The organism is Carnimonas bestiolae (assembly GCF_051251145.1).
Taxonomy (GTDB): Bacteria; Pseudomonadota; Gammaproteobacteria; order Pseudomonadales; family Halomonadaceae; genus Carnimonas; species Carnimonas bestiolae.
This window is the reverse complement of sequence record NZ_JBPCZK010000007.1, coordinates 74,331-96,720: the sequence shown is the minus strand read 5'-3', so window position 1 is coordinate 96,720 and position 22,390 is coordinate 74,331. Positions and strand designations below refer to the sequence as shown.

Here is a 22,390-nt window from a genome sequence, read left to right as displayed (position 1 = left end):
CGGAAAGCATGGACGGTTGCATACAGGGCGCTGTTCGATGCGCACGGTAACGCAGTGGCAGCGCTTACAGGGTGTGTTGTCGGCGCGCCGCCGCTGGCTGCTTGGGCGCGCGGCCCCGCAATGCGGCGAGCGGCAGGTTAGTCGTTGCTAAGCTGATGCAACTGGGTAACAAGCTGGTGCAGTACGTCGGCGTCAATTTGGCCAGGTGCCGAAGCATTGTCGAGCTTGCCGAAGGTGGCATCTGAACCAAACTGCTCGCCCACCAACCGCGACAGCATTCCAAGCGGGCCCATCGACATGGTAATCAATGGCTGCTCGGGATAACGCTGCTTGAACGTCGAGGTGGCACCAAGCAGCGCCAGTACATCATCGTTGCTGTGGGGCATAACCGCCAGTTTTACCACATCGGCAGCACATCGATGCAGCTGCTCAAGCTGCTCAATCAGTACCTCGCGCGTTGCGGTTCGCTTGAAGTCGTGCTGCGAGACAATCACCCCCACCTGCTGCGCACGCGCGGCGGCCATTACCTGCTCAACCACCGCGCTGCCGCGATTGGCTTCTACATCGACATAGTGCGGTGTGGTAATTGCCATAAGCTGCTGGTAGAGCGCGACATAATCGGCTTCAGCAATAGCGCAGTTGCCACCTTCTGCCGCCGTGCGAAAGGTAACGATGGCGCCTTTGTCGCCCATGGCAGCCAGCGCTTTTTTGACATAGGTACCGACAGCTTCTATATCCCGTGCACCTTCAAGACAATCAATGCGCAGCTCAAGGAAGTCGATAAAAGGCTGTCTGGCAGCCTCGTTGATGAACTCGAGCGCCTGCTGCGGCGAGGGGTGCGTGACCGGCACTAGCACGGCAGGGGCAGCGCGCTGCTTGAGAGAACGAAGAAGGCGGCGTGGCTGCATGGAGGCTCCGGCGCGATAAGTGAAGAATAACGGGAACGAGGCGCGATCGAGGCACCACTGTCGCCGCGCAGGTTTTACCAGCATTTGCTGCCAGCGCGCAAATGATCGCGTTTCCGCGCTCGCTGGTGCGGCGGCTTGGGGGTGATGCTGTCACTTGAAAAGCGGCTGCGCTGTCCGCACTACAGTAGCGCAGTGAATCGCGTTCAGTAATAACAACGACAGCCATCAGATCATTAGATATAGGCACATAGTATTAAACTTTCCCCGCGTTGACTGGTCTAGTATGGGGTAGCAGAGAGAGGTAATCATCATGTCGAACAAAAAAGACGACGTCTTATTGCGGCGAGCCCTCGGCGACTACTATACATCGTCGGGCGATGGTGTCGCGGCACAGCCTTCCCCCAGCGAATCCCGCATTGAGCGCGTGGCCGACCAGGTATTCGTGCTGCTCATCAGTGCCAGCCGCGTGCTGCGCGTTTATCGCGTTGGCAAGAAGGGCGTGCTGAAGGCGCTGAAACGCATCCCCCAAGAACTGCGCCACCATATTGCCAAGCGCAGGGCGTGGTAAGCGCGCCGCGCCAAAATTTTCAACGATAGCCAGCAAAAGAGCCGCCGCCCGGTCAGGGGCGGCGGCTCTTTTTGTCAGGTGGACCCTTTCAGTGAATATTCGTGTGAGCTACCGCCGCGCTATCGGCTTAGCGGTAGCCCCAACCCTTGTAGCCTTCACGATCCACGCTATTGCCACCTGGGCACGCAATCCTGCCGCGCTGCCCAGGCCCCTCCATTACAGCGCAAGCGCGTCGCGGATGGTGTAGAACAGGTCCGTTTGGTCGGTAAGGCCGGTTACGTTAGCGGCGTGCGGGCCAAAGGCGGCAACGCGCAGCTGTGCGCCGGTGTGGCCTTCGTCGGTGTCTTCTGCGGTGCCGTAGCTAACCGTCATCGGCGCTTGGTCTTTGGTAATCAGCCGCTGGGTAAGGCCCGGTGCTTTCGAGTCATTGGCGATAATCTGGCTGGCGTGAGCATGGTCCGCCGTCACAATCACCAGCGTATGGCCGTCCTTGCGAGCGAAGGCCAACGCCTGCTGTACCGCTTCGTCGAGATCAACGGTCTCGCCAATCTGGCCGCACGGGTTGGCTGCATGATCCTGCTTGTCGATGGATGCGCCTTCTACTTGCAGGAAGAAGCCCTTGTCGTGCGCGTTTAGTAGCTCGATGGCTTTTTGCGTCATGTTGGCAAGGGTAGGAATGGCGCTGCTGCGCTCCTTGTTGGGAGTGCACTGCACCGCAGGCTTGTCGAGGTTGCCGTGATGACTGGCTTTAGGCCCGTTCCAGCGCACTGGCAAATTGCCGCTGGCGAAAAGTCCGAGCAACGGCTGCTGTTGATTGGCACGATCGATTTTCGCCAGCTGTGATTGATTATTGACGATCTTATAGCCGCGCTCCCGCGCCTGCTCCAGCAGTGTTTTACCCTTCCAATGCCCTGCATGCGCCTGTTCCTCAAACGTCTTGAATCCGCCGCCTAGCGTTACGTCAGGGCGAGTGCTCAGGAGCTGTTCGGTAATGGAGCCATTGCCGCCGTTCTCTAGCGCATTGGCAGGGCACTCTTTGGCGGTAACGTTTGGCCCATAACACTTGCGCTTGCTGACGTGCGCGACTTGCACCGCCGGTGTTGCGTCCTGAATTTCAGCGGTAGACACATCGCCGGTCGCGAGTCCCGCTTCTTTTGCGAGTTCGAGTAGCGTCGCTTGCGGCTTTTCGTGGATATCAACGCTAATGGCGCCGTTGTAGCTTTTGGTGCCGGTGGCCCACGCCGATCCCGACGCTGCCGAGTCGGTCACGTAATCGGGTTTGCCCGACTTCTTGTCCAGAGAGTAGTGGGTGTACTGACCGGTAATGGGCAGCGCATCCAGCCCTTTGAAATAACCGCCTGCGCCCTCGGCATAGTTACGTGCGACGGTAATTTCCGAATCGCCCATGCCGTCGCCAATTAATAAGATGACATTGCGTACCTTGCCGCCCTTGATAGCGTCGCGCAGATTATCGGTGATATCGCCATGCAGGCGTCGCGCGCCGCCATGTTCAGCGAGCGTGCCTTGGGCGCTGCGCTGCATCCATTGGGGCTGGTCGCTGGCAGCAGCGTGAGAAGCAGCGGAACAACAGGCAGCCAGCGATAGGCCAGCAATAAGTAAAGGGCGATAAGAGCAAGGCATTCGAGTGTCATCCTGCAAGGAAGGTGGAATAAGTAAGCTTCCTTATCGTTACCGCAGATTGTGTTGGTTTTATTAAACGAACGCGCGATCACTGTTAGACCTTGGGAGGGGGCGGCGAGCACACAGGCACCAGCGCGAGTGCGTTAGCGGTGTACCGTCGTGACTATCGGCGCACCGCGCTAGCGCAAGGGGAAGGGGAAGGGGAAATACGCGCACCTTGATGGCAGCGCGCAGGGCAGACGGTGTTCTGTGCCCTCGAAAAACTGGCTATCTGGCGCCTGCGACGCGTAAGCGCAGCGGGCTCACGCCGGCGGACGGGTAGTGGCGCGCTCGACCAGGTACGGAGCGAAGCATGCGGGCGCTTGCTTGGCAGTGCCCTCAATCAGCTGGCGTGCAAGCGCCGCCACCGCATCGCCCATCTCTTCAGCGGGGGCGTGAATGGTCGTCAGGCCCCCCGCAATGTGACGGCTATGGCGCTCGTCATCGTAACCCACAATCGATACATCCTCGGGGATACGTCGCTGACGTTCACTCAAGGCGCTGATGGCGCCCAGCGCAGTGTCGTCGCTGCCCGCCACAATGGCGGTGAAAGCCACGCCTTGCTGATGCAATTGCTCCACCGCAGTGCGACCGCCTGCTTCGGTAAAATCGCCCTCAACGACACGAATATTCGCCGCTTGGCCGGCATTGCGCATGGCCGTCTGATAGCCCTCGACTCTGCGTTGCGCATCCTGCTGCGACAGCGGCCCCGAGATGCAGACAATACGCTGATGTCCCTGTGCCAACAGGTGCTGGGTGGCCAGATAGCCGCCGTGCACGTCGTTGCTGAACACGCACTGCTGCTCGATCCCCGACACCTCTCGGTTGACCACCACCGTTGGCGTTTGGCTGGCGAGCGCGCGTAGCTCCGAGTTGGCCAAGCCATTGACCTGCACAATCAGCGCATCGCAGCGACGTGAGCGCAGGAAAGCAACGGCTTCGCGCTCCTGCTCAGCGTTGGCGTGACCCACGGCAATAAGCAGCGAGATATTGTGCTGGCGCAAATGCTGCTCAATGTGCGTCATTAGTCGTCCGAGCATGCCGCCGGCCAGGTACGAGATGACCAGCCCGACGCTGGACGAACGATTCGACGCCAGTGAGCGTGCGAAGGCATTGGGCTGGTAGTCAAGGACGCTGATGGCCTCTTCGACACGCTGTCGAGTTGCCTCGTTAACGCGCGAGCTACCGCTCATGACCCGCGATACCGTGGCCTGCGAAACGCCGGCCAGCTCCGCTACCTGCTTGATCGTTGCCACATTCGATTCCTGTTTGAAAGTGCTCGCAAGCTGCTTGTGCCTGTTGCCAAGACTAGCATGGAACTTAAGGGTGCATAGGCTTCGACTAAAGTTTTCATGTTGTAAGCTTATGTTTTTTTTGGCGTTTTTCTCCTTTATTGATGATGCTCTTAACTAAAGTAGATTATTACTCAAAGGTGCTCTGAGTGATGATGTATGAAAGCGCTTTCATAAAGATATTGGAGTTCCTCCAACATTGCTTTCAGAACAGCGTTTTCCAGCTATTGCGACAAAGAGTGGAGCACTTAATGAGTAGTCATGCCGTCAAACAACTGATCAAACAGCTTACCCTGGAAGAGAAAGCCAGCCTGTGCTCGGGCGCAGACTTCTGGCACACCAAGCCCATTGAGCGCTTGGGTATCGAGGAGTGGATGATGGCGGATGGTCCCCACGGCCTGCGCCAACAGCCCAAGGGTGGCGACCACCTCGGCATAACCGGCAGTAATCCGGCCACCTGTTTTCCTAGCGCTTCTGCGCTGGCGAGCAGTTGGGATCGCTCACTTGCCGCTCAGCTCGGTGAAGCGCTGGGCCACGAAGCGCGCAAGGCTGAGCTGGCGGTGGTGCTTGGCCCCGGTATCAATATCAAGCGCTCGCCGCTGTGTGGGCGCAACTTCGAATACTTCTCTGAAGACCCGCTGCTGGCCGGTGAGCTGGCAACCTCCTATGTCAACGCACTGCAGGCTCAGGGTGTGGGCACGTCGCTCAAGCACTTTGCGGTGAATAACCAGGAACATCGCCGCATGTCGGTCAATGCAGTGGTGGATCCGCGGACCCTGCGTGAACTTTATTTGTCGGCCTTCGAGCGCGTGGTCAAGAAAGCACAGCCGTGGACAGTGATGTGCAGCTACAACCGCTTGAACGGCGACTATTGCTCGGAAAATCACTGGCTGCTCACCGAGGTATTACGTAATGAGTGGGGCTTCTCTGGGGTAGTGGTGTCTGATTGGGGCGCGGTCAACGAGCGCGTGGCGGGCGTAGCGGCAGGCCTCGAGCTTGAAATGCCGGGCGGCAACGATCGCGATGGCTTGATCGTGAAGGCGGTGCGCGAAGGCAAACTCGATGAGGCGGTGCTGGATACTGCCGTCGAGCGCCTGCTGGCGCTCTATTTCAACACCCGCGAAGCCACCGAGCCGCTCGAGTTCTCTGCCGATCAGCACCACCAATTGGCGCGCCGTATCGCAGCGGATTCGATGGTGCTGCTGAAAAATCATCACAACGTACTGCCACTGGCGGAAGGCAGCGAGGTCGCGGTAATTGGTGAGTTTGCCAAGCGCCCGCGCTATCAGGGCGGCGGCAGTTCTCACGTTAACGCTAGCCACGTTGAGTCGCTGCTTGAAGCGCTCGACGCAGCGGGTGCGTCCTATCGCTATGCGCAAGGGTTTGATATCGATAGCGATCGCGCCAACGAATCGCTCTTCCAAGAGGCGGTGGCGCTGGCGAAAAGCGCTGAAAAGGTGGTGCTGTATCTCGGCCTGCCCGATCGTTACGAGTCGGAAGGCTATGACCGCGAGCATCTAGATCTGCCGCGTAACCAAATCGAGCTGCTGAAGGCGCTGAGCGAGGTTAACCAGCAGATTATCGTAGTGCTTGCCAACGGTGCGCCGGTGGTCATGCCATGGATCGAGCAAGCGGCAGCGGTGCTCGAAAGCCACTTGGGCGGGCAGGCCGTGGGCGCGGCGGTGGCCGATGTACTGTTCGGCAAGCGCAATCCTTCCGGCAAACTGTCAGAAAGCTATCCGGCCGCACTTGAGCAGACGCCCTGTTTTAACCATTTCGCCACGCCCGCGCGGCCCAATAACAGTGATCGTGTAGATTACGCCGAAGGGCTGCTGGTGGGCTACCGCTACTACGATACCCAACAGATCGAACCGCAGTTCCCGTTCGGCTTTGGCCTCAGCTACACCCGTTTCGATTACGCCAATCTGTCGCTGTCGGCGAGCCGAGTCGGCCCGCAGGACACGCTGACCGTCGCGTTCGATGTGACCAATAGCGGTGAACGGGCGGGTAGCGAAGTGGTGCAGCTTTATCTGGCTGACCAAACGGGCGAGATCAGCGTGCCGGTGCATCAGCTGCGCGGTTTCGACAAGGTGGCGCTGGAAGCCGGTGAAACCAAGCGTATCGAACTCACCCTTGAGCGTCGCGATTTTGCCTACTTCGACGTCGATCACAACGACTGGCGTATGCCGAAAGGGCAGTTCGAGGTGCAAATCGGTGCTTCCTCGCGTGACATTCGCCTGACCGGCAGCGTCGAGTCGCTGGGCGATCATATGCTTCCCGCCATTGGCCGTAATGCGCTGGTGGGCGACCTGATGGCGCACGATGTCACTGCGCGCGCGCTACAGAAGGCAATGTCCGCTACCTTCGAGCAGAATCCGAAGCTGAAACGCATGTTCGGTGAAGCCAGCGACGACGAGATGATGCAGGCGATGGGGCGCTATTTGCCGCTGCGTGCCTTGGTGTCGTTCAGTGAGGGCGCCTTCGGCGAAAGCGATCTCGAGGTGCTGCTAGGGCACCTGAGCGACGCGCTTGCCGATCATCGCGCGGGGTAGCGGCCATGGCTTCGATGAATGCGAGTTTGGGCTACAACCAGACTACCCAGCCTGCGCAGGTATCGTCTGGCTTTATGCTCCGCTACCTGATGGCGGTGGTGGGCATCTATCTGGCGGTAATGACACCCGTCACCATTACCTTGGCAATACGTGTCGCCGCGCTGGCTCCCGATAGTAAAGCGTCTAGCCTGGGCTTTATTTTGGGCGTAGGGGCCTTGATCGCGATGGTGGCGAATCCGCTACTGGGGCAGTTGTCCGATCTGACCCGTTCGCGCTTCGGGCGGCGCAAGCCTTGGGTGGTGGGTGGCATGCTGGTCGCGGTGGGGGCGCTGCTGGGGTTGGGCAGCGCTGGCTCGCTGATGCTGGTAGCGCTGTATTGGTGGCTCACCCAAATTGCCATTAATGCCAGTTTGGCGGCGCTGGTGGCGGTCATTCCCGACCGTATTCCGAAGCAGCAGCGCGGGCGACTGTCGGCGCTGTCGGGAATGTCCTCGAATCTGGCTATCTTCGCCGGCGCTGCGGTGATTAACGTGGTGGGCACTGATGATATCTGGATGTTCGTGGTGCCGGGCGTGTTGGGGCTGGCGCTGGTGGCCGTGTTTGCGGTGCGCTATCCCGAACCCGAGGTTGCCGAGCTGCCGCCCAAGCCGTTCCGGCCAATGGCAATGCTACGCAACTTCCTGTTCGATCCGCGTCAGCATCCTGATTTCTCGTGGGCATGGTTGAGCCGTTTTCTGGTGCAGTACGGAGCATCGGTGATGATGACCTATCAGGTGTACTACTTGATGGATGTGGTCGGCTTCAGCCATGTCACGGTAGGCAAGCCGGTGTTTGTTGCATCGCTATTGATGGGCGGTGCGATCGTGGTGATGTCGCTGCTCTCTGGCTGGTTATCCGATGTTACCGGTCGCCGCAAGGTGTTCGTGTTTGTCGCTAGTCTGGTGTACGCGGCGGGATTGGCGCTACTGATGGTAGGCTCCAGCTTCGCCATGTTCCTCGCTGCCATTCTGGTGTCGTCATGCGGATTGGGCATCTATTTGGCGGTCGATCAGGCGCTAGTGGTCGACGTGCTGCCTTCGCGGGCCGAAGATGCCGCCAAGAACATGGGTATCTTCAACATCTCCAACGTCGCACCACAGTCGCTCGCGCCTGCCACCGCGCCGCTATTTCTTGCGATTGGCGGCGGGGGTAACTATGGCGCGCTGTTCTGTGCTGCCGCGGTAATTGCCGTGCTGGGTGCATTGGCGGTCATTCCGATCAAAGGTGTGCGCTAGGAGATCGCTACCGGCTGGCGAGCGAAAGATGCCCATGCGCGGCTGCGTGGGCTAGCGCTCGGGATATCAGCACTCGATAGAAGAATCAGCAATCGCCACTTTTCCCAGACTGACATAGGCAGCAAACCAAACGCCCGGCTCTTATCAGAGTCGGGCGTTTGCGTGCAGAGACGCTAGATAGGCAAAAAGAATGCTTGGCCGTCGACATCCAAACGGCGCAAGCGCTGGTGATACAGGCGACTTAGCCGTTCGGTATCAAGCAGCGCATCGCGCGGCCCAGCGTATAGCGAGCCGTCGTCGAACAGTAGCATCAGGTGGCTACACCAGCGCGCGGCAAGATTTACGTCGTGGAGTGTCATTATCACGCCTTTGCCCTGCTGAGCGTACTGGCGCAGCAGTTGCAACACGCGCTGCTGCTGGTGCATGTCGAGGTGGTTGGTGGGCTCGTCCAGCAGCCACAGCGCTGGGTCTTGCACCATCAGGGTGGCAATATCCAAGCGCTGACGTTCACCGCCCGAGAGCGTTGCAACACGCTGGCGAGCGCGTTGATTCAGCCCCACGGCGGCCAAGGCATCATATACGCGTTGGTGGTCTGTGCTGCTTTCCCTCTGCCAGCGCGACAGCCATGGGTAGCGTCCCGCGAGCGCGCTCTCAAACACGCTCATCTCCATTGCCGATGACGGCTGCTGAAACAGCACGCCCAACTGCTGGGCCAGCGAGCGTTTACGCCAGTCTGACAACGCCCGTCCTGCCACCGTGATAGCGCCGCTGCGAGGAGGCCTAAGCCCCGCCAGGCTGTGCAGCAGCGTGGTTTTACCCGCGCCATTGGGGCCAAGCACGCCCCACAGCTCACCGCCTTCGACAGCGAGATCGAGCGGCTGTACCTCGGCGCGACCGGGAATATCCACTACTAGTTGTTGGCAGGTCAGGAGCGACATCACTGGCTACTCCTGCGCAATAGAGCAATGAATACCGGCACGCCGAGCAGCACCGTAACCACGCCTGCCGGCAGTTGCTGCGGTGCCAGTAGGCTGCGCCCCAGCGTATCAGCCACCAGCAACAGAATGGCACCCGCCATAGCGCTGGCCGGAAGCAGCAGGCGCTGGTCGTTGCCGATCATCAGCCGCAGCAGATGCGGCGTGATCAAGCCAACAAAGCCGATGGTGCCGGCACTTGCAACGGCCACCGCGGTCATCAGGCTGGCCAGCACATAGAGCCCCCAACTGACCGGACGCACGGCCACGCCAAGCGCGGCGGCCTGCATTGGGCCGCGCGCCAGTACGTTAAGCGTGCGTCCCCAGGGCGATAGCAATAGCAGTGACAGGACTAGCACCGCCAGGCCCGGCCATGGGGTGGTGGCATAGCTGAGATCGCCCATCAGCCAGAACAGCATGCTCGGCAATTGCTGGGAGGGGGCTAAGGCAAGCAGCAGCACGATCAGCGCTCCCCAGCCCGATGCCATCACCACGCCGGTCAGCAGCAAGCGGGTAGTAGGGAAGCCGCGAGCGCTGGCAGCCAGCGCGAATACCAGCACCATCGCGAGCAGTGCGCCGCCGAAGGCGCTTAGCGGCAGCAGCATACCTCCCATGCCGAGCAGCATGGCGCCCAAGGCTGCCAGCGAGGCCCCGCCTGATACGCCAAGCACGTAGGGATCGGCCAAGGGATTGCGCAGCAGCACCTGCATCACCGCACCGGAAAGCCCCAGTAGGCCGCCCACGGCAATAGCATTAAGCGCTCTCGGCAGGCGCAGCTGAGTCACCAACGTGGCCTCCAGCGACGGCGGATGCGCACCGAGCAGCTTGAGCAGTGCCGTCGGCGCGATCGTGACGCTGCCCAGCGAAAGCGCCAGCAGCAGTGCCGCGAACAGCAGTACCGTTAACAGTAGTGCCAGCGTGCCGCCGCGTAGCCTCGCCATCTACTGCCCGCCCGCCAGACGTTGGCGCGCGCCATCGAGCTGTTGGCACAGCTGCTTGGCTCCATCGAGCAAGCGTGGTGTTGCCCGCTGGGTAATATCAGCAGGCAGCGTGATCAGGTTATCGAAGCGCACCGCGTTTAGCTGTGGGTAGCGACGCCATGGGGCAAGCGGATGTGGCTTCCCAGCACTGTCGCCGACGATGGCGTCGGGGTTGGCGGTGAGTACGGCTTCGCTGCTGACGCGCGGTGCCAAGGGCGTTAGTGGGGCAAATACGTTGCTGCCGCCGCACAAGGTGATCATTTCGCTGATGATCGAGCGGCGGTTCACGGTAATCAGTGGTTTATCCCACACCTGATAGAAAGTGCTTACCTTGGGCCGCTCAGCGTAGCGCTGGCGCAGCGCGGTAATGCCGTGGCGCAAGTGTGCCGCCTGCTGTTGTGCGATTGCTGCATGGCCGCTAAGTCGTCCGAGCTTGGCAATGTCGGCCGCAATATCATCGAGATGCTGCGGGTCGAGGCGCAGCACCTTGATGCCCAGTTGTTCCAACTGACGCAGCTGCGCGGGAGAGTTGCCGGATGTCCACGCCACCACCAAATCAGGCCGACGCGCCACTATCTGCTCAAGATCGAGGCGGCTACTGCCTCCCACCGAAGGCAAGCGCTGTGCCGTCGCGGGGTAGTTGCTGAAGTCTACGGTCGCCACCAGTTGGGAACCGGCCCCGGCGGCATATAGCTGCTCTACCGCGGCCGGTGACAGCGCGATAATGCGGGTGGCGGGTTGCGCGAGGCACAGCGTCTTCCCTTCGCTGTCCTCGGCGCATAGCGGTGATGAGGCCACGGCCAACGATGGCAGCATCGCAAGCAGCACCAGCACGAGCCATAGCAGCAGCTTAAGAGAGAAGGTGTCGGTGTGCATCATGGTGGACAAGTCACGGTCATCGGGTCATCGCTATAGCGAAGGATCGAGCGATAGCGTCAGCATAGCGGTGCGGCCGGGTTCGAGATAGCCCTTGATGCTCTGATAGCGGTGGCTCAGCAGGTTCTCAATGCTGGCCTGCAGGCGCACGCCTTGCGCAAGACGCATTCCCGCCCGTAAATCGAGCGTAGTAAATCCGGCAATCTTGTCGGTGTTGCCGGTATCGGCAAAACGCGAACCCTGCGCGATCACCGAGCCGCCCGCATCGAAGCGATCGCCAAGCTGGCGATCAACGTCAAGGCGTGCGGTGCGGCGCGTGCGGTTTTGCAAGTCGAGCCCGCTGCTGCGGTCCTGTGGCTTCATGTAGGAGAAGCTGGCACCGATCTGCCATGGGCCGGGGTGAATGCCGCCCGATAGCTCAACGCCTTCGATTCGGGCGCGATTCACATTGACCTCGCGGGAGAAATCGTCGCCCGCATAATTGATCAAATCGCGATAACGACTTTGATAGAGCGCGATGTCCCAAAAGCCAAGGCGATGCTCGGCACGCATTCCCAGCTCTACGGTGGACGACTTCTCTGGCTTGAGGTCGGGATTACCGCTGAAGTAGCCGTCGTTCGGCCAGTACAGTTCGTTGAACGTTGGTACCCGGAACGCATTGCCCCAACTGGCGCGCAGGGTGTGTACATCGTCAAGGCTGTAGCCCAGCGCTAGCCCGCCGGTGGTCGTACCACCGAACGCCTGGTTGTCGTCGTGCCGCACGCTGGCCTGCGCGCGAAACGGCGCAAGATCGAATACGCCTTGCCCGAACACTGCCTTGTTGTCGCGGTGGCGATGGGTGTAGTTGGTATTGCCGGTCACGCGATCATCGGCGTATTCAGCGCCGGCAATTAGCTGCTGTTGCCCTAGCGTCAGGGTGTTTTGCCAGCGTACGCGCTGGGTACGGGTGTTCAGATGGCTGGTCGCAGCACCGTCGCCCGCATTATCCAGCTTGTCGTCGGCCTGACTGAGCGTAACGCGACTTTTCAGGTGGGTCAGTAGCGGTACTTCGCCATAGACACCAGCAACCTGCTGTACGAAGGCATTGCGGCCGGCAAAGTAGCTTTCCCCGCCGTCGTAATCACTATGACCACGCGCTCGCAGCAGTAGGCCACCGATGCGCGCACCGTTATCGAAGTCATGGCTAAGGTGCACTAACGCTGTGTGGTTGTCATAGGACTGACCGCTGCCACCCGCGCGATCACGTGTGCCGTTGCTGTTAATGGTGCTGGCCGCGAAGGTAAAGCCGGTGCCATGCTGCCGTCCGCTCAACGATGCGCTGGAGTGCCAGGTCGCATGAGAGCCGCCGCCAATCGACAGCCGCGGGCGCACACCGGGCTGCTCATCGTCGGTAAATAGCTGAATGACACCGCCCGCTGCATCGCCACCGTAGAGGCTGCCGCGCGGGCCTCTGACCAGTTCGGCACGATTGAAAATGGCAGGGTCGAGATAGTGATAAGCGGCGCTACCAGTGGTGGCCGAGCGCAGCCGAATGCCATCGATCAGCAGCGTGGACGACTGTGCGTTAGCGCCACGAATGTACACATTTGACGGTGCGCCCGGGCCGCCGTTGCTCGCGACATCCACACCGGGCTGGCTACGCAGCACATCTGTGAGCGACACCGGCGCCTGCCGCGTCAGTGCCTTGCGGTCGAGTAGCGTTACCGACGCAAGACTTTGATCGGCGGTTTGCGGCGTCAGGGCAGCGGTAACCACCATCGGTGCCAGCGCTGCTTCGGCGGTAGCTTGTTCGTTCGCTGCTGCTGCGCGTTCATGCGGGTGCCGCTGTCTGGCGGCGTCGCTTGCTGCCGACTGAGCGCCCCAGCAGTAGCACGGTAGCGCCAAACTTAACGCCAGTAGGGTGTGGGAGGGGCGGCAGTAAACATTCATCAGCGCGAACAGCTCGAAGCGACACGTGACCATCGGATAAATGGCCACGCTGGTTATCGGAAAAAGAGCGCATACGCTAGCAACTGCGCGTGCGCTGCGGCAATTGAGTTATTTGCGCGATGATCCTGAGTGGTATTGGTGAAGGCTTCAGCGCTGCACTTCTCGCCCCGCGCAAATTACCTTGTCTAGCTGTAGCTGGTGGTTGAGTACCGCAATATCGGCGCGCAGGCCTGTCGCCAACTGCCCCCGATCGCGAAGCCCGAGATAGCGCGCGGGAAGGGTGGCAACGCGCTGACAGGCATCGCCCAATGAGCGTCCCAGCGTGACCAGATTGCGCAGCGCCTGATCGAGAGTGAGGCAACTGCCGGCCAAACTGCCGTTGCGCAGCCGCACGCAGCCGCCGTGCTTGAACACCTGCTGGGTGCCGAGGCGATATTCGCCGTCAGGCATGGCGCACGCGGCGGTGCCATCGGTAATGGCATACAGCGAAGGAATCGCACGCAGCGCCGTGTTTAGTGCGCCTTCATGTACGTGCACCAGATCAGGAATGATTTCGGCATATTCTGCGTGCGCCAGCGCAAACCCGAGTAGGCCCGGCTCGCGATGATTAAACGGCGGCATGGCATTAAACAGATGAGTAAACCCGCGCACGCCGGCATCCCACGCCTCGCTGGCCTGCTCGTAGGTGGCTAGCGTGTGGCCTGCCTGTACGCGCACCTGTTGTTCGAGCAGCCACTCGAGGGCACCGTTTTCGGCAAGACACTCAGGCGCAAGGGTAATCACCTTGAGCGGGACCCGCTGATGATAGAGCGCCAGTTCTTCAACGGTTGCGATGCGCGTGGCATCGGGCTGGGCGCCTAGCTTGCCCGGATTGATATAGGGGCCTTCCAGATGCGCACCGATCACCGCAGCGGCAACGCTATCGTTAGCCCCCGCGGATTGCCGCTCACGGAAGGCCGCCACACCCTCCAGCGCGGTCACGATATCCTGATGACTGGCGGTCATGGTGGTGGCGAGTAGCGACGTCGTTCCGTGCTGGGCATGGCTGGCAGCGATGGTGTCCATGGCGGTGCCGCCTTCCATCACATCGCGACCGCCGCCGCCATGGACGTGTAAATCGATAAAACCTGGGACCAGATAGGGGGGCTGGGCATCTCGCTCAGCGACCGGTTGCCCGCTTACCGAGATCAGCTTGTCCTGATGCCAGCTTAGCTCTCCCTGCAGCCAGCCTTCGCCGGAGAAGATAGCACCGCTAAGGTGCTGTGTGCCCTGTGTTGCGTTAGATGTATCCATGGTAGCCATAGGTTATCGAAGTGGAAAAGCGCTGATGGCGCGCTATCAAGGTGCGCCTGAATGCCTGCGCCTTCAACTGCCGCGTGTTGGACAGTAAGGGCGTATCGGGCGGCCGAGCTTGAATCATACGCGCCCGCAGGCAGGTACATGGGCCAAGATTCCGGATTGACGATGCAGCGGCGCGATCAGCGTTCAACACCATCAAAGCGGGTGGGGCGGAAGGGCGCGAGTTGCTCGGTGGCAATACCATCCAGCACCTCGATTGCCAGTAGCTGCCCAATCACCGGCGCAAGCGTAATGCCGCTGTGGGTGACCGCTACATAAGCGTTGTCGATATCGGCACCGGTGCCGATGATCGGCCGCTCATCGACGGGCAATACGCGTTTGCCGCGCGTCACAAAATCAAGTGTTAGGCGCCCCAGCTCGGGCAGAAATTCGCTCGCCTTGTCCAGTAGCGCTTGGCCGACTGCCTCGGTGGCAGGCGTAGCGCCGCTATCACCGAAGTTTTCACCGGTGACAACACGGCCATCGGGATTCTGTTTGATGTCGGCACCCGATGGCAGCAGGATGCGCGGCAAGCGTTTTTCGACCGGCGTGCTGTGCGCCAGAATACCGTAGGAATCGAGCATCGGCACGGCAATGCCAAGCTGCTCGGCCAGCGCTGGCGTGTCGTTGCCGGCGGCAATAATCACTGCGTCGGTTGCCCATTGTCCGTGAGCGGTGACGACCTCCGTAACGCGCGTTTGCTGCGTCGCCAAACCGGTGACATCCGCCTGAACCAGCTCGGCACCGTACGCGCATGCCGCGCTCACCAGCGCCTGAGTCGCTGCCACCGGGTCGAGAGTGCCATCGACACTGGAGTGCCAACCGCCGCCAAATTCGCCAGTGCTTACCTGAGGTAGCAAACGCTGTAGTTCGGCAGCGTCGATGTCGTGAATGGGGTAGCCCCACGGCTGATGCTCGCGCACTGTGTGGGCCAGCGCGGCGATCTCATCGGCATCGGATGAACACCACGCCACGCTGCCGCCCCACTGAATATCGAAGGCGTCGGGCAGTTCCTGCTGCAAGCGATACCACCCCAGCAAACCGTCGTAATTAAGACGGTAATAGTCGTAAGGGGTTTTGCTATTGGCGTTCAGCCATGCGAAGGAAGTGCGGGTGGTCGCCTGCGCAGGGGTGTGTTTCTCGACCAGCGTCACCTTAGCGTGGCGACGCGCCAGATGATACGCGATAGAGGCACCGATAATGCCCGCGCCGATGACCGTAACGTGGCGGGGCGCAGGGTGGGTGCTGTGCCGATCAGGCGTGGAAGCAGAAGCGTCTAACATGCGAAAAAACCTTAGCGCAGCAGTAAAAAAGTGGAGCGTTGCGCGTTGAGCACTACTCCTTGGGGCGTTAGCCAGCGCTGGGCCAGCGGTCGAGAGCGAATATCAGCAGTTGGTTTTTTTGTTCAGCGTTGAAGTTGTTGTCGGCAATGAAGACCAGCAGCGGGGTGCCATCGCGGCCTTTGCCCAAGGTAACGCCTTCGATGTTATCGGGAATAATGCCCTGCGCGCGCATATCCAGCACCAGCTGTTTACGCATCGGCACCAGCGAATCGTCACGCTCTTGCAGCGAGTCGAGTGGTGATACGTCACTGGCGCCCTCGGTATCGGCGACGTACACCTTAACGGTATTACCGTAGCCCGCTGACCATCCCCGTTCTATCACTAACAGGCGGTGGTCATCCAGCGCCATAATCTCGGATACGCCATTGTCCTCCGCGCCGTTGGGCAATTGACTGGCGACGGCAACAGGATCCACTGGGTACGCGTACTGCGCCTTAGCCGCTCCAGTGCGCGGATCGAAACGCACGAAACGCACCAGCGCTCCATGGCGCAGCGTTTGCAGCGTGCCGTCCTGATACAGCGGGCCTTCGGTAGAAACGAGTGCGTCACCGCTGGGAGTAAAAGTAAGCCCTTCGAAGGAGAGGTTGGCGCGAATACCATGCTGGTGGTTAGCGTCCGGAGTGAAGGCGGCGGGCACCTGAAAGCGGCGTAGCCACTGCCCGTCGGGGCGTGAGACGTTAACCGACGGCGCCACGGTGTTGTCCGAGTTGCCCTCGCTGGTCCAATACAGGTTGTCATCCTGGCCCACGCGAATTGACTCGGGATCGACGGTGCCCTCTGCATAATGATGGCCAAGGGCATCCTTCAAACGCTGCACCTGCTCGACCTTCACGCTATGCAGCCGATGGCGGTCGGCATCGATGCTTAACCAGTAAAAACGCGCGGGAGCCTTGGCCGAGCGATCATCTGAAATGGTGGCGTAGCGGTTATTGCGCGGGTCATAATCAATGCCCGACAGGCCGCCCACCGGCGTGCCATCCACGGTGCTGTCGGTGGCGATCACGTGCTCTCCAATCAAGCGCATGGCGATGCCGTTGCTACAGTTATCCAACACACATGGAACGCGAATTTCAGCGGCGGAAGGCGCGGGCTTTGCCTGCGCGGCCCCTCCTGCCAGTAGCACTGCAGCGCCACAGCCAGCCACTATGCCCAGCAAGCGGGAAGTATTCGCAATCGCCATAACAGAATCTCCTTCGGGGATGATAAGGGCCAAGGCCAGAGCGATGACGCAGGGTAGCTGTGCGGGCATCGGCACGGGGCAGGTCGTCGAAAATAGTGCCGCGCATCACGCGTTACTCCGCTTCAGTATCGCTCGGCAATATGTCGATTGATCGCGCGATCTGCACCTTCGTGCTGCGTCGGCGCAATCGTGGTGGCGCTACTCGCCTGTCAAAGGATCGATGCCCAACTCGCCCAACAGCTGGCAGAGCCGAATCAGCGGTAGCCCTATCAGCGTATTCGGATCGTCGCCATCAATGCGCTCAAACAGCGCGATGCCCAGCCCCTCCATGCGGAAAGCGCCCGCACAATCGAGCGGTTGTTCACGCTCTACATAGGCAGTGATCTGCGCGTCGCTGAGCGTGCGGAAGGTCACCGTAGAGCGCTCCACAGCCACCTTCTCGCCACCGCTGGCGGTATTGATGACACAAAGCCCAGTATAGAAGTCGACGCTGCGGCCCGAAAACCGCGCCAGCTGCGCGCATGCGTTCGCCACCGAACCAGGCTTGCCTAGCACCGCATCATCAATGGCGCATACCTGATCGGAGCCAATCACGATGGTATCGGAATGGCTTGCTGCTACAGCGCGCGCCTTCTCAATGGCAAGGCGCTCGGCCAGCGCTGCTGGCGTTTCGTGGGGGCGCGCTGATTCGTCGATATCCGGCGACGCAGAGGTAAACGGAAGCTGCAGGCGCTCTAGTAATGCGCGCCGATAAGGAGAACTGCTGGCGAGCACCAGCGATGGTCGCGATGTCATTGAACGTCTCGATTGAAAGCGTGGGCGGTGAATACGCTGCATTGTGAAGAGAGAGCATTCGGCGACGCAATAAACCGATGCCGTTTGATGCTAACAGTGCATTTTGATGGCGATGAATGCCCCCTGAAAACCGCGCTAACGCTATTAAAAGTGCGTCGATATATTCAGCTATCGTTAAGCTATCGGAGCGCCTGGGCTGATTGCGTCTGTTTGCCACGAATGGCGCTGTGGAGGGGCTTGCAGAGCAGCAGGCTTGCTTGAATCTGGCGGCAAATCTGCCAAACTTTAGCGAATTACACTTAGTAACATAGTGCAAGGGGGCCAGGCATGCTTGCTATCCATTACGTCGGCGATACCCTTGGCACATGAAAAAGAATTCGGGGCGGGTTTTGTCATATTTTTCTTTCTCGCGTTTGCCGGTAATTACGGCCGTGGTAGGGGTATTGCCGTGTCTGGCGCTAAGCGCCTGTATTACGGTTAACCCGCCCGAACTTCCTCAGCAAACCGCTTCCCAGTGGCAGTCGGGTGATACCGATGCCGCCGGTATTCACGTCGATTTACGGCACTGGTGGACGGCGTTCAATGATCCACGCCTCAACGCGCTGGTGGATACGGCGCTGCGCGACAATCTCGACTTGCAGCAAGCGAGCAGCCGCCTTGCCAGTGCTCGCAATCTCTCGCGCGGCTGGAACAATGAATTTCTGCCCAGCATTAGCGCCAACGGTGCGCCTGTCGAAGATGCTCAAGCGCAGAACTCGTTCTACCACGCCAGCATCGATATGAGCTGGGAGGTGGGCATCTTCGGGGCTTATCGCAGCGCTCATTTGGCCGCGCTGGCCGATTTGCAGCAGGCCATTGATCAGCGTCATGCCGCGATGGTGTCGGTGATTGCCGAGGTAGTGCGCAATTACCTGGCACTCAGCGTTGCGCAGCGGCAGGCGGTGCTGCTCGAGCAGAAAGCACAGCATGCCAGCACCATGGTGCGTCTGGCTAAAGCGCGCGCAGGGTATCTGCACAGCGATCCAGAAGGCGTCGACCAGGCCGATGCGCAGTTGACGCATACCCAAGCGGCACTGGCTGAGGTGCGCGAGGAAGCGGCCCATCGCAAGCACGATTTGGCGGCACTGCTGGGGCGCGATCAGCCAGAGGCCGGATGGGACTCCATCAGCACGCCGCCCACGCTGGCAGCCTTCACGCTTGCTCAGGTGCCCGCCGATCTGCTGCGCACTCGACCGGATATTCTGGCGGCCGAAACCGATGTCTTGCATGCGGCGGCTAATTTAGGTTTCGCGCGCTCCGAGCTGTATCCGCAGCTGAGTCTGGAAGGATCGATGCTCTATTCCTACAACGTGACCGGTGATGAGCACAGCGGCAGCGACACCACGCCCTCAATCGGGCCGCGTATCAATATCCCGTTATGGGATTGGGGGGCGCGCATTGGCAGACGTGACGCCAGCGAACAGGCGTTGAACGCGGCCTTGCTGGGCTATCGCAACGCGGTGGTAAGCGGTGAAGCCGAAGTAGAGAAAAGCCTCGCCTCACTGCACTACCAAGGACAGCAGGCACAATTGCTGGCGGAACTTACCCAACGCGCCGACCAACGCGCAACGCGGCTGCGTACCCGTGCGGGATTCGGTTTGACTAGTCGCTATGCCGTTGCGCAGCAGCAGGCGGCAGCAAGCGACGCCAGCATCGAGCAACTGCTGGCTGAAAGCCAACGCTCGCTGGCGTTTATCGCGCTTTACAAGGCGTTGGGTGGTGCCCCCTTCGATCAACTCAGGGCGGCCAGCCAGTAATGGTTTCTCTCGCGCGTAAAACGCTGATCCATGAATGGCGGCGATTTCTGCCGGTGGTGCTGGCGGTCGGCTTTGTGGGTGTGCTGCTGACAGCGCAGGCCGCGCTGGTGCTGGGGATATTCCAAAGCACCGCGATCTATGTGAAGGCCTCGTCGGCTGAGATATGGGCGGGGCATCCCGGTACTCAAAGCGTCAACCTGGGAAGTCCGGTGTCTCCCGATGCAGAAGTCAGGCTGTGGGCCCATCCTGATGTCGATAAAACCGAGCCCTACCAGTGGGTGGACGGTGACTGGAACACTCGTCACTCAGCGTCAGGGCCGCAGTCAATCTATCTGTCAGGCATCAGCGTCGCGCCCGATGCGCTGATGTTCTCCAAGCTGCTAACGCCTGACATGCGGGCCAGGCTAGGGGAAATTGGCAGCGTTATCGTCGATAGCGCCGATCTCGATGCGTTGGGTGTGAAGGGCGTTGGGGATCGCGGCTTTATTAACGGTCATGAAGTACGAGTGGTAGCGACCATTCCCGGGCTGCGAGGGCTGGGCGGCCTAAACGTGCTGTCGTCCATCGACACCGCCAGAATGGTAGGAGAGATAAACGCGAGCGAGGGTGCCACCTATTACGTCGCGCATCTTCGCCCGGGCAGCGATTTACAGCAGGTGCGCGAGCAGCTTCAGCACAGCGGTGTGGGCGGTGCGGTGCAGATTTGGAGCGCCGATCAGTTTTCGCGCCAGTCGCAAAATTTCTGGTTGCTCGATACCGGGGCCGGTATGGCGATTCTGTTCATGGCAATCATCGTGTGTCTGGTCGGGGCCATTATTACCAATCAGTCGTTTGCCTCGGTGGTGGCATCGTCAGCGCGTGAATACGCCACGCTGAATGCCCTGGGGGCAAGCCGCTGGTCGCTGGCGCGCGTTGTTCTTGAGGAAGCGTGCCTGATCGGTCTGGTAGGACTGATACTCGCGTGTATCGCTAGCGCGGTGCTGCTACTGCTAGCCGCGGCTGAAAATGTGCCAGTGGCGCTAACGCCCTTCGCGGCCTGCTGCTGTATTGCGCTGGTGATCGCAATGGCGCTGTGTTCCAGCATTCTGGCGCTGCGGAGCTTGCAGCGTACCGATCCAGCCATTTTGCTGCGCTAGCGTAGCGCCCTTATTAGGTGCAATGAGATGCCAGCCAATCCTTCACAACAGACGACATCGACAGCTGCTCAGGCCTCGCTGCGCGCTCAAGGGCTTCACAAGTCTTTCGTGACCGGCAGCGTCAAAACGTCGGTGCTGCGCGGCCTTGATCTCGAGGTGTATGCCGGACAGTTCACGCTGATTTCGGGGCCGTCGGGGTGTGGCAAAAGTACGCTGCTGTCGCTGCTTTCAGGCTTGCAGCAGGCCGATCAAGGCAGGGTTGAGGCGCTTGGACAGTGCGTTTCCAGCATGCGAGGGCGTGAGCTGCAGCGGTTTCGTCTAGCGCATACCGGGTTCGTATTTCAGGGCTTCAATTTGTTTCCAGCGCTAACGGCGCAGGAGCAGATTGAGCTGCTGCTGGGGTATGTAGGGAAGGATCGCAAAACGAGCAAGGCGCTGGCATTACAAGCGCTGCGCGATGTCGATATGGAGCACCGCGCGCAGCTGCGTCCTGCGCATCTTTCCGGCGGCGAGAAACAGCGTGTAGCGATTGCTCGCGCTATCTCGAAGCAGCCCGAGCTGTTGTTTGTCGATGAGCCGACCAGTGCGCTGGACGCTGAAAACGGTCAGCGGGTGGTTGATCTACTGCAGCATTTTGCCAAGCAGCAGGGCGCAACGGTGCTGTGTGTTAGCCACGACGCGCGCGTTATGCGCTATGCCGATCGGATTGTTCAGATGGAAGACGGCCAAGTTATCAACGATTTGCGTGGGGACGCCGCCGCGCGTATGGCTGCTGGCGCGCAGCCCGACCCGTCAGCAGCGCGGTATTAACAGGTGACAATCTTATGAGTAACGCGATAACGCACCTTGCTCGCCGCCCAGCCAAATGGCGCATGGCAGGCGTAGCCATCATGTTAGCGCTGGTGGCCGGGTGTTCTTCTTCCGATAGCGATGAGCCTGGTGCATCCGCTGCTTCCGATCAGCATGCGGCATCGGACCGCGTGGCAGTGGCGCGCGGCAAGATCGATGTCGATGGCGGCATTATCGAGCTCGCGGCGGTTGAGGACGGCGTGGTCAGCGCTGTTGCGGTACAGCCGGGCACGCGGGTGAAACGCGGTCAGCTATTGTTGCAGCAAAACGATAGCGCACTGGCTGGGCAACTCAGCGTTAGTGATGGTCAGCGTACGTTGGCACGTGCGCAGCAAACCGCCGCCCAGCGCGAATTTACCGCGCTGCGCAGTAAGGCATCGCGATACGAACAAGCGGCGCAAGCCGGCGCGGCAGATGGCAACGAGCTATCCGATATTCGCCAACAGCTTGCCTCGGCACAGTCGGATGTTGCGATTGCCACCGCACGCGTGAAGCTGGCCGACAGTGAATACCAGCAAACGCTCAATCGCCGTGCACTGCTCGCGATCAAGGCGCCTGACGACGGTACGGTGGTTAGCGTGGCTACGCAGCGTGGCGCTTACCTTCATCAAGGTGCGACGGCGCTGATGCTGATGCCAGCGCGACCGTTGATCGTGCGTGCCGAAGTGGGGGCGGCCTATATCGACAAGATAAAACCGGGGGCGCGCGCGACGGTGGTGTCTGATATGGACGGTGCAGATGGTCCGGCATTGCCAGAAGCTCACGTCACGCACATCAGTCCGGTGTACGGCAGCTCTACGCTGTCGAATAATAATCAGGTCGGCGAGGTACGAGTCGTGCAATGTATTCTCGCCTTCGACGGTAATGCCCAGGCGTTAGTGGGGCAGAACGTCCGAGTGACCTTCCACGATTCGTGATCG

The 22,390-nt window shown here is 60.4% G+C and carries 18 protein-coding genes; 7 read left to right on the top strand and 11 right to left on the bottom strand.

Translation table 11 applies throughout. The annotated features are described in order from the left end of the window. Positions 1 to 137: 137 nt before the first annotated feature. Positions 138 to 908, bottom strand: a complete 771-nt coding sequence (gene aroD, locus R84865_RS09745) for a type I 3-dehydroquinate dehydratase (protein WP_435639528.1) — start codon at positions 906 to 908, stop codon at positions 138 to 140. A 310-nt stretch (positions 909 to 1,218) separates the two neighbouring features. Between aroD and R84865_RS09740 the strand changes: the two genes are divergently transcribed. Further along, positions 1,219 to 1,476 (top strand): hypothetical protein, encoded by a 258-nt coding sequence (locus R84865_RS09740; protein ID WP_435631820.1) that lies wholly within the window; start codon positions 1,219 to 1,221, stop codon positions 1,474 to 1,476. 216 nt (positions 1,477 to 1,692) lie between these two features. On the opposite strand, the gene phoA is transcribed toward R84865_RS09740, so the two are convergent. Then, on the bottom strand, positions 1,693 to 3,117 hold the full coding sequence (phoA, locus tag R84865_RS09735) for an alkaline phosphatase (protein ID WP_435639527.1): 1,425 nt from the start codon (positions 3,115 to 3,117) through the stop codon (positions 1,693 to 1,695). Between the two features lie 302 nt (positions 3,118 to 3,419). Continuing rightward, positions 3,420 to 4,412 carry a LacI family DNA-binding transcriptional regulator gene (locus R84865_RS09730; protein WP_435637445.1) on the bottom strand — a complete coding sequence of 331 codons (993 nt, stop codon included), beginning with the start codon at positions 4,410 to 4,412 and terminating at the stop codon, positions 3,420 to 3,422. Between the two features lie 287 nt (positions 4,413 to 4,699). Here R84865_RS09730 and R84865_RS09725 point away from each other — a divergent pair, with 287 nt between their 5' ends. Both R84865_RS09725 and R84865_RS09720 read left to right on the top strand, forming a co-directional pair. Next, the gene (locus R84865_RS09725) at positions 4,700 to 7,000 is read left to right on the top strand and encodes a glycoside hydrolase family 3 C-terminal domain-containing protein (RefSeq protein ID WP_435639526.1); all 2,301 of its coding nucleotides are present in this window, start codon (positions 4,700 to 4,702) and stop codon (positions 6,998 to 7,000) included. Between the two features lie 5 nt (positions 7,001 to 7,005). Further along, positions 7,006 to 8,274: an MFS transporter gene (locus R84865_RS09720; protein ID WP_435639525.1), complete on the top strand. Its 1,269-nt coding sequence runs from the start codon at positions 7,006 to 7,008 to the stop codon at positions 8,272 to 8,274. A gap of 173 nt (positions 8,275 to 8,447) precedes the next feature. Here R84865_RS09720 and R84865_RS09715 read toward each other — a convergent pair whose 3' ends face one another. From R84865_RS09715 to R84865_RS09680, 8 genes are all read right to left on the bottom strand, one after another. Beyond that, positions 8,448 to 9,212, bottom strand: coding sequence for an ABC transporter ATP-binding protein (locus tag R84865_RS09715; RefSeq protein WP_435639524.1), 765 nt, complete (start codon positions 9,210 to 9,212; stop codon positions 8,448 to 8,450). Continuing rightward, positions 9,212 to 10,189: a FecCD family ABC transporter permease gene (locus R84865_RS09710; protein WP_435639523.1), complete on the bottom strand. Its 978-nt coding sequence runs from the start codon at positions 10,187 to 10,189 to the stop codon at positions 9,212 to 9,214. The genes R84865_RS09715 and R84865_RS09710 overlap by 1 nt, the downstream gene beginning before the upstream one ends. Next, positions 10,190 to 11,107: a cobalamin-binding protein gene (locus tag R84865_RS09705; RefSeq protein WP_435639577.1), complete on the bottom strand. Its 918-nt coding sequence runs from the start codon at positions 11,105 to 11,107 to the stop codon at positions 10,190 to 10,192. A gap of 30 nt (positions 11,108 to 11,137) precedes the next feature. Further along, complete coding sequence (locus R84865_RS09700; RefSeq protein WP_435639522.1) at positions 11,138 to 13,066, bottom strand: TonB-dependent receptor domain-containing protein; 1,929 nt, start codon at positions 13,064 to 13,066, stop codon at positions 11,138 to 11,140. A gap of 114 nt (positions 13,067 to 13,180) precedes the next feature. Next, on the bottom strand, positions 13,181 to 14,335 hold the full coding sequence (gene nagA, locus R84865_RS09695; RefSeq protein WP_435639521.1) for an N-acetylglucosamine-6-phosphate deacetylase: 1,155 nt from the start codon (positions 14,333 to 14,335) through the stop codon (positions 13,181 to 13,183). Between the two features lie 176 nt (positions 14,336 to 14,511). Next, positions 14,512 to 15,654 carry an NAD(P)/FAD-dependent oxidoreductase gene (locus R84865_RS09690; RefSeq protein ID WP_435639520.1) on the bottom strand — a complete coding sequence of 381 codons (1,143 nt, stop codon included), beginning with the start codon at positions 15,652 to 15,654 and terminating at the stop codon, positions 14,512 to 14,514. Positions 15,655 to 15,721: 67 nt separating this feature from the next. Next, positions 15,722 to 16,894, bottom strand: a complete 1,173-nt coding sequence (locus R84865_RS09685; protein WP_435639519.1) for an esterase-like activity of phytase family protein — start codon at positions 16,892 to 16,894, stop codon at positions 15,722 to 15,724. Between the two features lie 198 nt (positions 16,895 to 17,092). Then, the gene (locus tag R84865_RS09680) at positions 17,093 to 17,689 is read right to left on the bottom strand and encodes a Maf family protein (RefSeq protein ID WP_435639518.1); all 597 of its coding nucleotides are present in this window, start codon (positions 17,687 to 17,689) and stop codon (positions 17,093 to 17,095) included. Between the two features lie 389 nt (positions 17,690 to 18,078). Between R84865_RS09680 and R84865_RS09675 the strand changes: the two genes are divergently transcribed. Genes R84865_RS09675 through R84865_RS09660 form a run of 4 tightly spaced genes read left to right on the top strand, consistent with a single transcriptional unit; the run spans position 18,079 to position 22,387 of the window. Further along, on the top strand, positions 18,079 to 19,485 hold the full coding sequence (locus R84865_RS09675) for an efflux transporter outer membrane subunit (RefSeq protein WP_435639517.1): 1,407 nt from the start codon (positions 18,079 to 18,081) through the stop codon (positions 19,483 to 19,485). Further along, positions 19,485 to 20,621, top strand: a complete 1,137-nt coding sequence (locus R84865_RS09670; protein ID WP_435639516.1) for an ABC transporter permease — start codon at positions 19,485 to 19,487, stop codon at positions 20,619 to 20,621. The genes R84865_RS09675 and R84865_RS09670 overlap by 1 nt, the downstream gene beginning before the upstream one ends. 27 nt (positions 20,622 to 20,648) lie before the next feature. Continuing rightward, positions 20,649 to 21,431 carry an ABC transporter ATP-binding protein gene (locus R84865_RS09665; RefSeq protein WP_435631806.1) on the top strand — a complete coding sequence of 261 codons (783 nt, stop codon included), beginning with the start codon at positions 20,649 to 20,651 and terminating at the stop codon, positions 21,429 to 21,431. A gap of 14 nt (positions 21,432 to 21,445) precedes the next feature. Continuing rightward, entirely contained in the window at positions 21,446 to 22,387 is a 942-nt protein-coding gene (locus R84865_RS09660; protein ID WP_435637433.1) for an HlyD family secretion protein, read from the top strand. Positions 22,388 to 22,390: the final 3 nt, after the last annotated feature.

Coding starts and splice junctions, on each gene's coding strand:
- R84865_RS09700 (WP_435639522.1), bottom strand. CDS start 13,066: ATGGTCACGTGTCGCTTCGAGCTGTTCGCGCTGATGAATGTTTACTGC.
- R84865_RS09665 (WP_435631806.1), top strand. CDS start 20,649: ATGCCAGCCAATCCTTCACAACAGACGACATCGACAGCTGCTCAGGCC.
- R84865_RS09670 (WP_435639516.1), top strand. CDS start 19,485: ATGGTTTCTCTCGCGCGTAAAACGCTGATCCATGAATGGCGGCGATTT.
- R84865_RS09705 (WP_435639577.1), bottom strand. CDS start 11,107: ATGATGCACACCGACACCTTCTCTCTTAAGCTGCTGCTATGGCTCGTG.
- R84865_RS09660 (WP_435637433.1), top strand. CDS start 21,446: ATGAGTAACGCGATAACGCACCTTGCTCGCCGCCCAGCCAAATGGCGC.
- R84865_RS09715 (WP_435639524.1), bottom strand. CDS start 9,212: ATGTCGCTCCTGACCTGCCAACAACTAGTAGTGGATATTCCCGGTCGC.
- nagA (WP_435639521.1), bottom strand. CDS start 14,335: ATGGCTACCATGGATACATCTAACGCAACACAGGGCACACAGCACCTT.
- R84865_RS09725 (WP_435639526.1), top strand. CDS start 4,700: ATGAGTAGTCATGCCGTCAAACAACTGATCAAACAGCTTACCCTGGAA.
- R84865_RS09710 (WP_435639523.1), bottom strand. CDS start 10,189: ATGGCGAGGCTACGCGGCGGCACGCTGGCACTACTGTTAACGGTACTG.
- aroD (WP_435639528.1), bottom strand. CDS start 908: ATGCAGCCACGCCGCCTTCTTCGTTCTCTCAAGCAGCGCGCTGCCCCT.
- R84865_RS09690 (WP_435639520.1), bottom strand. CDS start 15,654: ATGTTAGACGCTTCTGCTTCCACGCCTGATCGGCACAGCACCCACCCT.
- R84865_RS09685 (WP_435639519.1), bottom strand. CDS start 16,894: ATGGCGATTGCGAATACTTCCCGCTTGCTGGGCATAGTGGCTGGCTGT.
- phoA (WP_435639527.1), bottom strand. CDS start 3,117: ATGCCTTGCTCTTATCGCCCTTTACTTATTGCTGGCCTATCGCTGGCT.
- R84865_RS09680 (WP_435639518.1), bottom strand. CDS start 17,689: ATGACATCGCGACCATCGCTGGTGCTCGCCAGCAGTTCTCCTTATCGG.
- R84865_RS09740 (WP_435631820.1), top strand. CDS start 1,219: ATGTCGAACAAAAAAGACGACGTCTTATTGCGGCGAGCCCTCGGCGAC.
- R84865_RS09720 (WP_435639525.1), top strand. CDS start 7,006: ATGGCTTCGATGAATGCGAGTTTGGGCTACAACCAGACTACCCAGCCT.